General features: G+C 71.6%; 13 protein-coding genes. 3 read left to right on the plus strand and 10 right to left on the minus strand.

Features of this window, described 5'->3' with window-relative positions; all coding sequences use genetic code 11:
• Window positions 1-15: 15 nt before the first annotated feature.
• From dctP to G407_RS25775, 3 genes are all read right to left on the minus strand, one after another.
• A complete protein-coding gene (dctP, locus tag G407_RS25765) occupies window positions 16-984 on the minus strand; it encodes a TRAP transporter substrate-binding protein DctP (RefSeq protein WP_052340962.1) in 969 nt (322 codons plus the stop codon).
• A gap of 77 nt (window positions 985-1061) precedes the next feature.
• Window positions 1062-2582 (minus strand): AMP-binding protein, encoded by a 1521-nt coding sequence (locus G407_RS25770; protein WP_052340963.1) that lies wholly within the window; start codon window positions 2580-2582, stop codon window positions 1062-1064.
• Entirely contained in the window at window positions 2579-3793 is a 1215-nt protein-coding gene (locus G407_RS25775) for a thiolase family protein (RefSeq protein ID WP_043538933.1), read from the minus strand. Before G407_RS25775 ends, G407_RS25770 begins: the two co-directional genes overlap by 4 nt.
• Window positions 3794-3978: 185 nt before the next feature.
• Here G407_RS25775 and G407_RS0104780 point away from each other — a divergent pair, with 185 nt between their 5' ends.
• Complete coding sequence (locus G407_RS0104780) at window positions 3979-4755, plus strand: crotonase/enoyl-CoA hydratase family protein (RefSeq protein ID WP_029029892.1); 777 nt, start codon at window positions 3979-3981, stop codon at window positions 4753-4755.
• Between the two features lie 72 nt (window positions 4756-4827).
• Here G407_RS0104780 and G407_RS0104785 read toward each other — a convergent pair whose 3' ends face one another.
• The 5 genes from G407_RS0104785 to ppc all read right to left on the minus strand — a co-directional run bounded on the left by G407_RS0104785 (window position 4828) and on the right by ppc (window position 11184).
• Window positions 4828-6156 (minus strand): TRAP transporter large permease, encoded by a 1329-nt coding sequence (locus tag G407_RS0104785; protein WP_029029893.1) that lies wholly within the window; start codon window positions 6154-6156, stop codon window positions 4828-4830.
• Between the two features lie 16 nt (window positions 6157-6172).
• Entirely contained in the window at window positions 6173-6763 is a 591-nt protein-coding gene (locus G407_RS25780; protein ID WP_052340964.1) for a TRAP transporter small permease, read from the minus strand.
• Window positions 6764-6771: 8 nt separating this feature from the next.
• Window positions 6772-7833 carry a TRAP transporter substrate-binding protein gene (locus tag G407_RS0104795; protein ID WP_029029894.1) on the minus strand — a complete coding sequence of 354 codons (1062 nt, stop codon included), beginning with the start codon at window positions 7831-7833 and terminating at the stop codon, window positions 6772-6774.
• Window positions 7834-7948: 115 nt separating this feature from the next.
• On the minus strand, window positions 7949-8350 hold the full coding sequence (locus G407_RS0104800) for a carboxymuconolactone decarboxylase family protein (RefSeq protein WP_029029895.1): 402 nt from the start codon (window positions 8348-8350) through the stop codon (window positions 7949-7951).
• A 53-nt stretch (window positions 8351-8403) separates the two neighbouring features.
• Window positions 8404-11184: a phosphoenolpyruvate carboxylase gene (gene ppc, locus G407_RS0104805; RefSeq protein ID WP_052340966.1), complete on the minus strand. Its 2781-nt coding sequence runs from the start codon at window positions 11182-11184 to the stop codon at window positions 8404-8406.
• A gap of 188 nt (window positions 11185-11372) precedes the next feature.
• Here ppc and G407_RS0104810 point away from each other — a divergent pair, with 188 nt between their 5' ends.
• Both G407_RS0104810 and G407_RS0104815 read left to right on the plus strand, forming a co-directional pair.
• Window positions 11373-12362: a sodium-dependent bicarbonate transport family permease gene (locus G407_RS0104810; protein WP_029029897.1), complete on the plus strand. Its 990-nt coding sequence runs from the start codon at window positions 11373-11375 to the stop codon at window positions 12360-12362.
• Window positions 12359-12712, plus strand: coding sequence for a DUF190 domain-containing protein (locus G407_RS0104815; RefSeq protein ID WP_052340967.1), 354 nt, complete (start codon window positions 12359-12361; stop codon window positions 12710-12712). Before G407_RS0104810 ends, G407_RS0104815 begins: the two co-directional genes overlap by 4 nt.
• 130 nt (window positions 12713-12842) lie before the next feature.
• Here G407_RS0104815 and G407_RS30180 read toward each other — a convergent pair whose 3' ends face one another.
• Window positions 12843-13382, minus strand: a complete 540-nt coding sequence (locus tag G407_RS30180; protein ID WP_029029899.1) for a hypothetical protein — start codon at window positions 13380-13382, stop codon at window positions 12843-12845.
• Window positions 13382-14098 carry a hypothetical protein gene (locus tag G407_RS30185; protein ID WP_029029900.1) on the minus strand — a complete coding sequence of 239 codons (717 nt, stop codon included), beginning with the start codon at window positions 14096-14098 and terminating at the stop codon, window positions 13382-13384. The genes G407_RS30180 and G407_RS30185 overlap by 1 nt, the downstream gene beginning before the upstream one ends.
• Window positions 14099-14161 lie beyond the last annotated feature (63 nt).

The following is a 14161-nucleotide window of genomic DNA, read 5'->3' on the forward strand; positions in this document are numbered from 1 at the left end:
TCGATCGCCCCCCGGTCAGCGGTAGGTCAGTTCCTTGATGCGCTCGCCGTATTGCGGAGAGTTCTCCATGACGACAGCCCAGGCGGCGGCGTCCGCCGTCTCGATCATGCGGGCGTTCTCCTCCGCGGAGAAGGTGATGGCCTCGATGCCGGCCTCGTCCTGGAGGGCGCGCTGCGCCGCGTCGACCTCGTTGCGGTAGTCGATGAACCAGGCCTCGGTCTCGATCATCGCCTCGGTGAGCGCCGCCTGCTGCTCCTCCGTGAGGCCGCTCCAGGTGTTCTCGTTCACCAGGACGCTGATCTCGGCGTTGTAGAAGCCCGGCTCGACCCGGTACTTCGTCACCTCGAGCAGGCCGATGTCGCCGATGCCCCACAGCGGCCAGGGATAGCCGTCGATAACGCCGCCTTCCATGGCGGGATAGACCTCCGAGCCCTGCATCTGCACCACGTTGGCGCCGAGCGCGGTGAGGAAGGGGCGGTAGAGCGGCGTGCCGCGCATGTTCCAGCCTGTGAGGTCCGGCGCCTCGAGGGGCTTGGCCGTGTAGAGGTGGTACTGGATGCCGTCGCCGAGCTTGCCGAGGAAGACCGCGCCCATGCGCTCGCGGTGGATCTGGTCCATCAGCTCCATGGCGCCGTTCTCGCGCAGCTCCTGGACGGGGATGTTGAACAGCTTGTTGGCGTCCGCCTCCGGCACCAGCGTGGTGTAGAACGACCCGGAGATGTAGGCCATGTCGACGACGCCGCTCTGCACCGCGTTGCCGAGCTGGAAGGGGCTCACCGAGGACGGGTCGGCCACGAGCTCGAGGGTGAGACCCACGTCCTTGGCGTTGACCGTCTCGATCAGGTGCGCGATCGGCCCGTGCCAGACGCCCTGCGGCGCGAGGAAGGTGCCGACCCGCAGGGTCTTGTCCTGCGCCACGGCCGGGGCGGCTGCGGCGAGGGCGGCGAGCGCGGCCGCGAGGAGGAGCGAGCGACGGTGCATCATGTGGTCCCTTTCCTTGTCTCTTGCCTGGTACCTGCGAGCTCTGCTGTCGGTGGTCGCCTCGGGCGCGAACGGTCGCGTCACGACGCGTGCCTGCACGTGGCGTCGGCCTTCAGCGCGGCCTTGTCGATCTTGCCGATCGCGGTCTTGGGGATCGCCGGCACGATCGCGAGCACGGCCGGCAGCTTGTAGCGCGCGAGGCGCTCCGCGAGGTGCGCCTCGAGGGCGGCGACGTCCGTGCCCGCCGCCACCACGCGGGCGTGGATGAGCTCGCCCTTGCGCGCATCCGGCACCGCGAAGGCGGCGGCCTCCGCCACCGCGGGATGGGCGAGGAGCGCCTCCTCGATCTCGCGCGGGTAGACGTTGAAGCCCGAGACGATCGCCATGTCCTTCTTGCGGTCGCGGATCTCGAGGATGCCGTCCGGCCGCAGCACGCCGATGTCGCCGGTGTGCAGCCAGCCGTCGCGCAGCGCCTCGGCGGTCTCCTCCGGGCGGTTGCGGTAGCCGCGCATGATCTGCGGCCCGCGCACGCGGATCTCGCCCGGCGCACCGGGCGCGAGCGGCCCCTCCCCCGTCACCGGGTCGACGATCTCGATCTCGGTGTCGGGAAGCGGCACGCCGACCGACCCGGCGACGTGCGGGCCCGCGCGCGGGTTCGCCGCGAGCACGGGGCCCGCTTCCGTCTGCCCGTAGCCCTCGCACAGCGAGGCGCCGGTGAGCGCCATCCAGCGCGTCAGCGTCGCCTCCGGCAGGGCGGACGCGCCCGAGAAGCACAAGGACAGCGTCGAGAAGTCGGTCTGCGCCGCCCGCGGCGACGCGAGGAGCCCGTGGTAGATCGTCGGGCTGCCCGCGAGGAAGGTGATGCGCTCCGCCTCGATCAGCGCGAGCGTGGCCTCGGGCGAATAGCGCGGCACGAGCACCAGCGTGCCCCGCGCGTGGAGCGCGAGCATCAGCCCCATCGCCATGGCATAGGCGTGGTAGAGCGGCGTGATCACCAGCGCCCGCTCGGTGTCGGGCGTCGTCGGGACGATCGCCTCGCGCTGGGACACGTTGATCGCGAGCCCCCGGTGCACGAGGTCGACACCCTTGGGGATGCCGGTCGTGCCGCCGGTATATTGCAGGAGGCCCAGTGCGTCGGGGTCGGGCAGCGGCAGCCGCGCGGGGTCGCCGGCGATGGCGTGGAGCCGCCGTGCGCCCGGCCCGACAGGGGTCGGCACCGGCAGGCCGAGCTCGGCGCACAGCGGCGTGATCCGTTCCGCGACGTCCGGCGCGGCCAGGATCAGCCGCGGCGCGGCGTCGGCGAGGATCGGGCGCAGCTCGTGGACCGTGTAGGCGGGGTTGAGCGGCGTCGCCTGCGCGCCCGCCGCGAAGGCGGCCATGAGCGCGACGGGAAAATCGACGCTGTTCGGCATCAGGATCGCGACGCGGTCGCCGGCGGCGCCGGCATCGCGCAGCTCGCGGGCGAGGCCCTCGGCGGCGCCGGCGTAGGCGGCGTAGGACACACGCTCGTCGCCGCAGACCATTGCCTCGCGCCCCGGCGCCACAGCCGCCGCATCCGCCAGCATGTGGACGACGGTCGGGTGGATCCGCGGCAGCGTCATGCCCGGCGGTCCTCCACGCGCAGGACGACCGCCATCGCGCTGTCTCCCGCGGCGCATCCCTGGAACAGGCCCATGCCCCCTCCCCGATCCACGAGCTCCTCGATCAGCTCGATCACCCCGCGCAGCGCCGTGGGCGCCTGGGGATGGCCGTAGATCAGCGAGGACCCGAACGCGTTCATGCGACGCCAGTCTATGCCGAAAGCGCGTGCGAAGGCGAGATCGTTTATCGCGAAAGGGTTGTGACCCTTGATCGCGTCGATAGCGTCGATCCCCACGCCGGCCCGCTCCAGCGCCTGCCGTGCGGCGGCGATCGGCGCGGCGGGCATGAAGCCGCGCTCCTCCCGCGCCTGGCCGAAGGCGATCGGCTGGATTGTGATCTCCGGACGCGCCGAGAGATCGCGGGCCCGCTCGGGGGTGGTCACGATCATGCCGGCGTTGCCGTCGGCGGGATGCGTCTGCGCGCCGAGCGTCACGGTCCCGCCTGGGCGCACCGGCGCGAGGCGCGCGAGCTTTTCCGCGCTCGTCGGGTAGATGCCGACGTCGCCCTCCAGCGTCTCGGCCGGGCCGTCGCAGCGGCGATCCGGCACCGCGAACGGCAGCGGCATGTAGCGGCGCTGGAAGGCGCGATCGTCGGCCAGCGCCCGCGCGTACTGCTCGGCGCGCACGAGGACGACCTCGTGCTGCTCCTCGCGCGTCGCCCCGAGCCGGCGCGCGACGTTCTCGGCGGTGTCGATCATGGCGCAGCCGGCGAACGGATCGCGCTCGAAGTTGTCGAGCACCCAATGCTCGTGTGTGCCCGCGCCGCCGGGAGCACCGGGATCCGGGTAGAGGAGATGCGGGCCGTTGGAGACACGATCGGCGGCGATCGCCAGGGCGCAGGTCGCGCGCCCGGCCGCGATCTCGTCGGCGGCCGAGGCGAGGATCCGCGTGCCCGTGGCGCAGGCCTGCGCGATGGTCGGGCCGGCGACCCGCTCCGCGCCGATCATCCCCATCAGCCAGGGGAGCCCGTAGAAGGCGCCGCGCTGCGGCACGGTGGTGCCGAGCACGCCATGATCGATCGCGTCCGCCGGGATGCTCCGCGCGGCGAGCACCGTGCCTGCGGTGTGGGCGGCGAGCCGCAGCGCGTGCTGCTCCCCGAGCGGACCCTGCCATTTCGCGAACGGGCTCGACCAGTACCCGCCATAGGGGATGGCCACTCCGGGTAGAGCCATGCGACACCTCCGGTTCCGCGCGCGTTCGTCCGAGCATACTTACACACATGTTAAAGTGTGGGGCGGCGCTGCACATGCGTCAACGGCCAATGGCGCCTTGGCTCCACGCCCAACCGGGACCGCGTTGACTCCCACCCTGCGAGCACCGCTATTTCACGCTGTGTATAGTAAACGGGGAGCGGGCGATGGCGTCTCGATCGGCCGAGATCGGGGTTTCGACGCAGGGTGCCGTCGGGGTGGTGACGCTCGCCCGGCCGGCCAAGCGCAACGCCATCTGCGGCGCGATGATCCGGGAGATCGGTGCGCTCTTCGCGGACCCTCCGGCGGCATGGCGCGCGGCGGTACTGGCGGCGGAAGGCGACCATTTCAGCGCCGGGCTCGATCTCGCCGAGCATCGCGAGCGCGCGCCCGAGGAGGTGATGGCGATCTCGCGGCTGTGGCACCGCGCGACGCAGGCGGTGCGCGCCGGACGCCTGCCGGTCGTCGCCGCGCTCCAAGGCTCGGTGATCGGCGCGGGGCTCGAGCTCGCGGCGGTGGCGCACGTGCGCGTCGCCGATCCGGACGCCCGCTTCAGCCTGCCGGAGGCGCGCCGCGGCATTTTCGTCGGCGGCGGCGCCTCGGTGCGCGTCGGCCGCCTCGTCGGTGCGAGCCGGCTCACGGAGATGATGCTCACCGGCCGTGAGGTGGAGGCCGAGGAGGCCCTGCGCATCGGCCTCGTGCATCGTCTCAGCGCTCCGGGCGAGAGCCTCGCCGAGGCGCTGTCGCTCGCCGCGGAGATCGCGACGAACGCGCCCCTGTCGAACCAGATGATCATCGGCGCGCTCGACGAGATCGCCGACATGCCCCAGGCGGCGGGCCTCTACACGGAAGCCCTCGCGGCCGCCTTCGTCCAGACCGACGGCGAGGCGAAAGCGCGGATGGAAGCGTTCCTCGGGCGCAAGGGCGGCGGCGGGCCGGCCTGAGGCCGCCGTGGAGAACGTGGCGGATCAGTGACTTGGGTGCCGCACCTCACACGAGGCTCGAGCGCGGCCCCGCTACGTCACGAGCCACAGCGTCAGCGCCGGGAAGGCGATCAGGAGCGCCACGCGGACGATCTCGGCGGCGAGGAAGACGGAGGCGCCCTTGAACGTCTCCCACATGGGAACATCCTTGGCCAAGCCGTTGATGATGTAGACGTTCAGCCCCACGGGCGGGGTTATCAGCCCGAGCTCGACGACGATCAGGATCACGATGCCGAACCAGATCGCGGTCTCCTCCGGCGTCAGCCCGAAGTCGAGCGCCATCACGATGGGAAAGAAGATCGGGATGGTCAGCAGGATCATCGACAGCGAGTCCATCATCGCGCCGAGCACGAGGTAGAGCGCGACGATGACGATCATGACGACGATCGGCGCGAGGCCGAGCGCGGCGATCCACTCCCCGGCCGCGATCGGCATCTGGGTGCGCGCGAGGAAGGCGTTGTAGAAGTCCGCGCCGAGCAGGATGAGGAAGATCATCGCCGTCTGGACGGCGGTGTCCTTGAGCACCTCGACGATCTCGCGCGGACGCAAGTGCCCGTAGGTGAGCGCCGCGAGGCAGGTACCGAAGGCGCCCACAGCCGCCCCCTCGGTGGGCGTGAACAGCGCCCGCCCGAACAGAGTCTCCCCGTTCATGCCGACGAACACGGCGAGGAAGATCACGACGACCGGCCACACGCTCGCGAGCCGCGCGAAGCGCTCGCGCCAGGGGATCGGCTGCGAGGGCGGGCCCGAATCGGGCGAGAGCGCCAGGTACAGCCGCACCGCGATCATGAAGCCGATGACGGCGAGCAGCGCCGGCACGGCGGCGGCGAGGAACATCTTGGCGATGTTCTGCTGCGTGAGGATCGCGTAGATGACCAGCACGACGGACGGCGGGATCAGGATCCCGAGCGTGCCGCCCGCCGCGATCGAGCCCGTCGCCAGCGCGCCCGAGTAGCCGTACTTGCGCATCTCCGGCAGCGCCACGCGGCCCATCGTGGCCGCGGTCGCGAGCGAGGAGCCGCAGATCGTGCCGAAGGCGGCGCAGGCACCCACCGACGACATGGCGAGCCCGCCCCTGTAGTGGCCGAGAAAGCCGTTCGCCGCCCGGTACAGGTTCGCCGACAGCCCCGATCGCGCCGCGAAGTTCCCCATCAAGAGGAAGAGCGGGATCACCGAGAGCGAGTAGTTGGCGAAGACCTCCCAGGGGGTCTGCTTCAGGTAGGCGAGGAAGGGGGTGAGGCCGGAGAGATAGACGAAGCCGATGCCGCCCACGGCCGCCATCGCCACCCCGATCGGGATGCGCACGACGAGGAGCCCGAGCAGGATCCCGAAGGAGAGGACGCCCAGCGCGACGTTGGACATGGAAGGAGCGCCTCTCTCAGTGCTCGGCGACGTCGTGGGGACCGATCGGCCGGTCGGCGCGGATCTCCTCCGCCGAGCGCCAGACCGTGTAGGCGCACACGATCGCGAGCAGCCAGGCACAGGCGACGCCGAAGGCGAAGGGGTACGCCTCCGGCAGGCGCAGCACCATGGTCGTGTCGTTGTAGGCGAGCTTGTCCTGGAGCCCGAGCACGAGCCGCCAGGCGATCACGCCGGCGAGGATCGTGAAGATCAGGTTGCCCACGAGATCGAGCGCCGCGCGCACGCGCAAGGCGGCGCCCGACGTGAAGAAGTCGACGAGCACGTTGCCGCGCCGCAGCTGGCAGAACGGCAGGAACGAGAACACGGCGATCCCGGTGCCGATCTGCACGAGCTCGATGTCGCCGGGGATGGAGGCGGCGCGGAACTCGAGCCCGACGAGCCCCGCGAGGCCGGGCAGGATCGAGCGCCCCGTGATCGAGACGACCGAGACGACGATCATCCCGAGAAGCGCGATACCGCCGAGCACGGCGACCGCGCCGCAGACGCGCTCCAGCAGGACGCCGACGGCGGTGAGCGCCGCCGTCGGCCGTTGCGTCGTGGCTGCCAAGGGACGCCTCAGTTCCGCGCGGATTCGTGCGCGGCGACGAGATCGCGCGCGGACTGGACGAGCGCCGCGCCGTCGCGGCCCGCCGCGTTCTGCTCCTCGATCCAGGCGGCGATCACGGGCTCGCCGGCGGCCTTCCAGGCCTCGAGGGCGTCACCCTCGATCATCGTGATCTCGTTGCCGCTCTCCTCGATCGCCGCCTTGCCGACGAGGTCCCACTCGTCCCACTTGGCCCCCGTCTGGCGGGCGAGCTCGAGGCCCGAGTTGGCATCGATCACCGCCTGGTTCTCCGCGGACATTCCCTCGTAGACGCCCTTATTCATCACGAACAGGAAGATCGCCGTGTAGAGCGAGCGGTCGCCGGTGAAGGCGCCGACCTTGTCGGTGAGCTCGTCGACCTTCAGCGCGGGCACGACCTCGTAGGGGAAGACGACGCCCTGGACGACGCCGCGCGAGAGCGCCTCCGGCACTCCGGGCGCGGGGATGCCCTGCGGGTTCGCGCCGAGGTTCGCCAGCGTCTGGTTGATGACGCGGTTGGGCACGCGGATGGTCATGCCCTCGACGTCCTCGGGGCGCACGATCGTCTTCTCGCGGGTGTAGAAGTTGCCGTGGCCGTGCCCGAACACCGCGAGCACGTGGACGTCGTCGAGCTCGCTCGTGGCGTTCTGCTCGTAGAACTCGTGCGCGGCGGCGCTGGTCACCTCGCCGGTGGCGTGCGGCACGAAGGGCAGCTCCATCGCCTCGAGCGAGGGGAAGCGGCCGGGCGTGTTGCCGGCGAGCGTCCAGACCACGTCGACGATGCCGTCGCGCGCCTGATCGTAGAGCTGCGGCGGGGGCCCGCCGAGCTGCATCGCCGGGAAGATCTCGACGTCGATCCGGCCGTCCGAGTCGGCCTCGACCTTCTCGGCCCAGGGCACGAGCCAGTTCTGGTGTGCCTGCGAGGCGGCGGGCAGGAAGTGGTGGACGCGCAGCGTCACCTCCTGCGCGGCGACCGGGCTGGTCAGCGCGGTGGACATGGTGAGCGCAGCCGCGACGGCGGCGAGCGCGAGATTCGAAGTGGCGATCCTGGGCATGATCTCGATCTCTCCCTCTTGTCGGCCCGTTTCCCGGGCTTCGCGGCGCGCGCGCCGACGATCGTTCGTGCGCATACGACCTCGTCCTCAAGTCAGCATGATATTAGTTGCGGCGTCAACCGTCTCCCGGCGCCGCGAGCGTGTCGGCCTCGTCGCCGAGCACCTCGCGAACCCAGCGGAACGCGGCGTTCGCCGCCGGTACGCCGGCGTAGACGGCACACTGGATCAGGAGGGCCCGCAGCTCGGGGATCGTGACGCCGTTCTTCAGCGCCGGGCGCAGGTGGAGCTTGAACTCCTCCTCGCGGTGGAGCGCGGTCGTGATCGTGAGCACGATCATCGAGCGCGTCTTCCACGGCAGCGTCTCGTCGTTCCACACGTCGTGCCAGGCGGTGCGCGTGACGAAGTCCTGCCACGGCCCCGCGAAGGCGCCGGCACCCGCCAGCGAGCGCTCGACGTGCGCCTCGCCGAGCACCGCCTTGCGGTTGGCGAGCCCCTTCTCGAACCTCTCGTCGTCCACCCCACGTCTCCCTTCCCCCACCGCCCGTCCGGCGGCTGCCGGAGGAGACGCGATCAGCCGGAATTACGCAAGCCGGCCGCAACGCCGTTGATCGTCATGTGGATGCCCTGCGTCACCCGCGCATCGCCGTCCCCGGCGCGGTGGCGGCGCAGCAGCTCGACCTGGAGGTGGTTGAGCGGGTCGAGATAGGGGAACCGGTTGCGGATCGAGCGCGCGAGCAGCGGGTTCGTCTCGAGCAGGGTCGCCTGGCCGGAGATCGCGAGCAGCGTCTCGATCGAGCGGGTCCATTCCTCCCGCAGGCGCGGAAAGATGCGCTGCGCCAGCGCCCTGTCCGAGACGAGGCCCGCATAGCGCGAGGCGATGGCGATGTTCGACTTGGCCAGCACCATGTCCATGTTCGAGAGCAGCGCCTGGAAGAACGGCCATTCCCGGTGCATCTCGCGCAGGATCTCGACGCGGCCGGGGTCCTCGGCGAGGAAGCCCTCCACCGCCGTGCCGAAGCCGTACCAGCCGGGCAGCATGAGCCGCGACTGCGACCAGCCGAACACCCAGGGGATGGCCCGCAGGTCCTCGATCGAGCGCGACTTCTTCCGCGAGGCCGGCCGCGAGCCGATGTTGAGGTTCGCGATCTCGCCGATGACGGTCGATTCCCAGAAGTAGTCCTCGAAGCCGGGCGTCTCGTAGACGAGGGCGCGATAGGCGCCGAAGGCGCGGGCGGAGAGGTCCTCCATCACCTCGAGGTAGGTGTCGCGCGGGGCGGGATCGTCGCCGTGGAGCAGGCTCGCCTCCATCGTGGCGGAGGCGATGATCTCGAGGTTGCGGCGCCCGAGCTCGGGGGTGGCGTACTTCGCCGCGATCACCTCGCCCTGCTCGGTGATGCGGATCGAGCCCTGCACCGCCCCGCCCGGCTGGGCGAGGATCGCCTGGTAGGACGGTCCGCCGCCGCGGCCGACCGTGCCGCCGCGGCCGTGGAAGAGCCGCAGCCCGACCCCGGTCTCGCGGAACACCCGCACGAGGGCGATCTCGGCCTTGTAGAGCTCCCAGTTCGAGGTGAGGAAGCCGCCGTCCTTGTTCGAGTCCGAGTAGCCGAGCATCACCTCCTGGGTCCTGCCGCGGGTCTCGAGCAGCGCGCGGTACTCGAACACGGAGAACAGCTCGGCCATGATGCGGGCCGAGGCCTGCAGGTCGCCGATCGTCTCGAACAGCGGCACGATGTCGACGTCGAGCGTGCCCTCGAGCGGGCGCAAGAGCCCCGCCTCCTTGAGGAGCACGGCCACTTCCAGCACGTCCGAGACCGAATCGGCCTTGGAGATGACGTAGTGGCGCAGCGCGGCGGGCCCGTAGCGCTCGCGCGCCGCCGCCGCCTCGCGCACGATGGCGAGCTCGGACGCCGTGGTCTCCGAATAGGCGACGTGCGGCGAGAAGAGCGGGCGCGGCGTGCGCAGCTCCGCGACGAGCCGAGCGATGCGCGCCTCCTCCGGCAGCGCCAGGTAGTCGACGCCGGGCGTCGCCACCGCGATCAGCTCGGCGATCGTGCGCTCGTGCACGTCGGAGTTCTGCCGCAGGTCGATCGTCGCCAGATGGAAGCCGAACACCGACACCGCCCGTCGCAGGAGGCGCAGCCGGCCCCGTGCCAGCGCCCCCGAGCCGTTGGCGACGAGCGAGCGGTGGATCGCGTCGAGGTCCTGCGCCAGCGCCTCGACCGTCGCGTAGGCCTCGATGCCCTCCCCCGCCGCCTCGCGGCACAGATCGGGATGGCCGAGCGCGGCGGCGGTGGCGCACAGGCGCGCATGGACGTGCGCGAGCGCCCGGCGATACGGCTCGGCCTGACGGAAGACGGAGCGCTCGGGAGAGGCGTCGGCGAGCGCGCGCACCTCGTCGGAGACGCCGACCAGCCGCTCGTCGAGGGGCAGCTCGGCGGAGAGCGCCTCGACCTCGGCGAGATGGTGCGCGAGCGCCTTGCGGGCGTGCAGGTGGAGCGCCTCGCGCAGCACCTCGGCGGTGACGAACGGGTTGCCGTCGCGATCGCCGCCGATCCACGAGCCCATGCGCAGGAACGGCGGCAGCTCCGCCCCGCCGAGGCCCTCCGCGCCGAGCGCGTCCTCCAGCGCCGCGTAGAGGCGCGGCAGGGCGGGCAGGAACGTGTCGTCGTAATAGGAGAGCGCATTGACGACCTCGTCGACAACCCGCAGCCGCACGCCGCGCAGGATCGAGGTCTGCCACAGCGCGAGCACGTTGCGCCGCATCGCCTCCTCGTTCTCGGCGAGCTCCTCGGGGGTGAGCAGGCCCGTGTCGCGGGCCTTGAGCAGGCGCGCGACCTCCATCTCGCGGTCGATCGTCGACTTGCGGCGCACCTCCGTCGGGTGCGCGGTGAGCACGGGGGAGATCTCCGCGCCCTCGAAGAAGGCCTCCAGCTCGGCGCGGCCGATCCCGGCCGCCTTGCACAGGGCGATCGTGCGCGCGAGCGTGCCCTCGCGCGCCTCGGAGCGCGCCTTCGCATGCGCCCGCGAGCGCCGCTGGCGGTGCTGGTCCTCGGCGAGGTTGGCGAGGTGTGAGAAGTAGGAGAAGGCCCGGATGATCTGCAGGCTCGAATCGCGCGAGAGCGCGTCGAGGATCGTCTGCAGCTCGCCGCGGGCCCCGACGTCCTCGTCGCGGTGGAAGCGCAGGCTCGTCTGGCGGATGCGCTCGACGAGGTCGAACGTCGCCTCGCCCTCCTGCGCCCGCACGGTGTCGCCGAGGATGCGGCCCAGCAGGCGGATGTCCTCCCACAGCGGCCGGTCCTTCTCCTCCGCGCGATCCGCCGCACCAATCCCGATGCCGTGCCCGACAGCCATGAGGCCCTCCTCGCGGTTCCGTGGCGGCTAGGGTGACGATTTTTGCGCTGCATTCAAGCGGGGCGTGCGGGCCGTGCGGCACACCCGGGAGGTCCGACGCGGCGCTCTCCGCCATAAGCCGCCCTTCTCACCCGCGCCGTCCTCCGCTACGACCGTGCGTCCGCCTCGAGCCCCCGGGTGTCACGCGCGTGCTGGATCTCGTCCTCGCCAACCTCACCTCGCCGATCGTCCTGTTCTTCGCGCTGGGGCTCGCAGCGGCGCTCGCGCGCTCGGATCTGGCGGTGCCGGAGGCGGTGGCGAAGGCGCTGGCGCTCTATCTGATGATGGCGATCGGCTTCAAGGGCGGGGCGAGCGTCGCGGGCCACGGGGTGGACGCGCGCCTGATCGGCGCCGTCGTCGCGGGCGCGCTTCTCAGCTTCTCCATTCCCTGGATCGCCTTCCAGATCCTGCAGCGCACGACGCGGCTGCCGAAGCTCGACGCCGCCGCCGTCGCGGCGCATTACGGCTCGATCTCGATCGTCACCTTCGTCGCCGCCTCGGAATCCGTGCGGCTCTCGGGCCTCGTCGCCGAGGGCTACCTCGTCGCCGTCGCCGCCGTGATGGAAGCGCCCGCCATCCTCACGGCGCTGTGGCTCGCGCAGAGCGCGCGCAAGGCGGCCGGGCGGGGCGCTGACGGCGACGACGCCGAGCCGCAGGGCGCGCTCCTGCGCGAGATCCTGCTCAACGGCTCGATCGTGCTGCTCGCCGGCGCCTTCCTGATCGGCTGGATCACGGGAGATCGCGGGCTCGAGATCGTCTCGCCGTTCCTGGTCGCGCCCTTCCAGGGCGTCCTGTGCCTGTTCCTGCTCGACATGGGCCTCGTCGCCGGGCGCGGCCTGCGCTCGGGCTGGCGCGAGCTGAAGGGCCCGGTGCTCGCCTTCGGGCTCTACATGCCGCTGGTCGGCGCGAGCCTCGCCGCGCTCGTGTCGCTGCCGCTCGGGCTCTCGGCCGGCGGGACGGCGCTCCTGATCACGCTCGCGGCGTCCGCCTCCTACATCGCCGTGCCCGCCGCGATGCGCCTCGCGCTGCCGGAGGCGCGCCCGGCGATCTACCTCACCCTCTCGCTCGGCGTGACCTTCCCCTTCAACCTCACGCTCGGCATCCCGCTCTACATCGCGCTCGCGGAGGCGCTGCCATGACGCACGACGAGACGCCCGCGGCCGCCGGCCGGCCGCGGCTCGAGACCTACGCCAAGAAGCGCCTCGACATCATCGTCGAGGCGCCGATCATGAACCGGCTGCTCGACCTGCTCGATCGCCTGGCGGTGACCGGCTACACCGTCGTCCCGGCACTCGCCGGGCGCGGCCGCGAGGGCTCCTGGCGCCGCGCCGGGCTCGTCTCCGACGCGGGCCAGATGGTGCTCGTGATCTGCGTCCTCGACGAGAGCCGCGTGCCGGACGTGCTGGAGCCGGTCTACAAGCTCCTCTCGCGCCAGATCGGCGTCGTCACGGTGTCGGACGTCTCCGTGATCCGGCGCGAGCATTTCTGAAGCGGGACGCAGGCGCGCGCCCGGACGACCTCGGCGGCTCGGGACCCGACGCGGGCGGCGTGGCTCGCCATCGTAGGGCAGGACGAACGCGCCCGAGGCGGCGCCGACGGCCATGGAGCGGTCCAGGCGCTCATGACCCGGGTGCGGATGGCTCGGGGGCGCGTCGCGTGCGGCGCTCCAGCGCCCGGCTGCGCTCCTCGAGCTCCCGTTCACGCAGCTCGAGATCTCGAAGGCGCTGTCGCCGGTTCATCTCGCGGCTCTCGTCGCGCAAGACGTCGAGCGCGGCCTTCAAGCTTGCCAGCTCGGCCAGAAGCCGCCGCTTCTCGGCCTCGCTCACCTCGTCCATGACACGGATTCGGCCGAGAATCTGCTCGGTCTCGCGAACAGCCGCCTGCGCCTGCGCGATCCGGTCGTTGAGATCGTCGACCTCCCGCGTCGCTGCCTCGGCCGCGGCCCGCTCCTGCGCCGCCACGCGGACGAACCGCCGCTCGATCTCGTCGAGATCGCCGAGGGCGTTCCGGCGCTGCGCCAGACGATCCGAATAGGCTCCCGTGGCCTGCCCGCAAACGCCCCCGACCAGCCCGCCTTCGCGCGGGTCGGTCGATGCCGTCGTGCAGCATCCGGCCAGGATGCCGAAGAGAGGCAGGGCGATCAGAGGGCCGGGCCGCATCACAGCGACCTCAGGATGGCATCGTAGCTGTCGGCGACCGCGCGGAGCGAGGCGATGTGCGCCTCCACGCGCCGGAGCTGTGGCCGTAGTCGCGCTGCTGCATTGGCGTTGGACGTGGTGAAGAGGGCGATCCTGTTCTCGAGGCTGCGCTTCTCCGCTTCGGCCTGCGCAATCGCCCGGCGGATCGCCGCGCGGTCCTCGCGCACCTCGCGCTCCAGCGCAGCCCTGCGCGCCGCGGCATCCGCATCGGAGCGCTGCAGGGCCACCTGCAGCCGGCGCGCCTCGGCTCGGCGGCTGGCTGCGAGCTGCCGGGCCTGTGCAATGATGCGACCGAGCCGCGCGTTCGCGTCGCGCGCGCGTGCGATCCGCCCGTCGAGCTCGTTCTCCGCCCGGATCTGCCGCTGCTTCGCCTCCGCGGTCGAGACGCCGACGGCGGCTCCGACCCCGGCGCCGACGCCGGCGCCGATGGCGGCGCCGGTCAGCACCCGACGGGCGTCGCCACCGGTCAGCGCCACGCCGATGCCGCCGACGGCGGCGCCGATGAGGGCACCGCCGACCACGCCCTCCTGCACGGTGCGGGCATAATCGTCGACAGGGCCTGCCAGAGGCGACGATCCGCTGCCGAGCCCGGTCGTGGTACAGCCGGCCACCGCGAGCGCCATCATCAGGCCTGCGAGTGGCGCACGAATCGCATTCTTCAGCTCGGCTTCGCTCATCCCGCCCCCCGGCTCCGACGCTCTGCAGCCCCCGTCAGGGCGCGATTCTGCACAATTGACAAT

Source organism: Salinarimonas rosea DSM 21201 (genome assembly GCF_000429045.1).
In the GTDB taxonomy this organism is placed as follows: Bacteria; Pseudomonadota; Alphaproteobacteria; order Rhizobiales; family Beijerinckiaceae; genus Salinarimonas; species Salinarimonas rosea.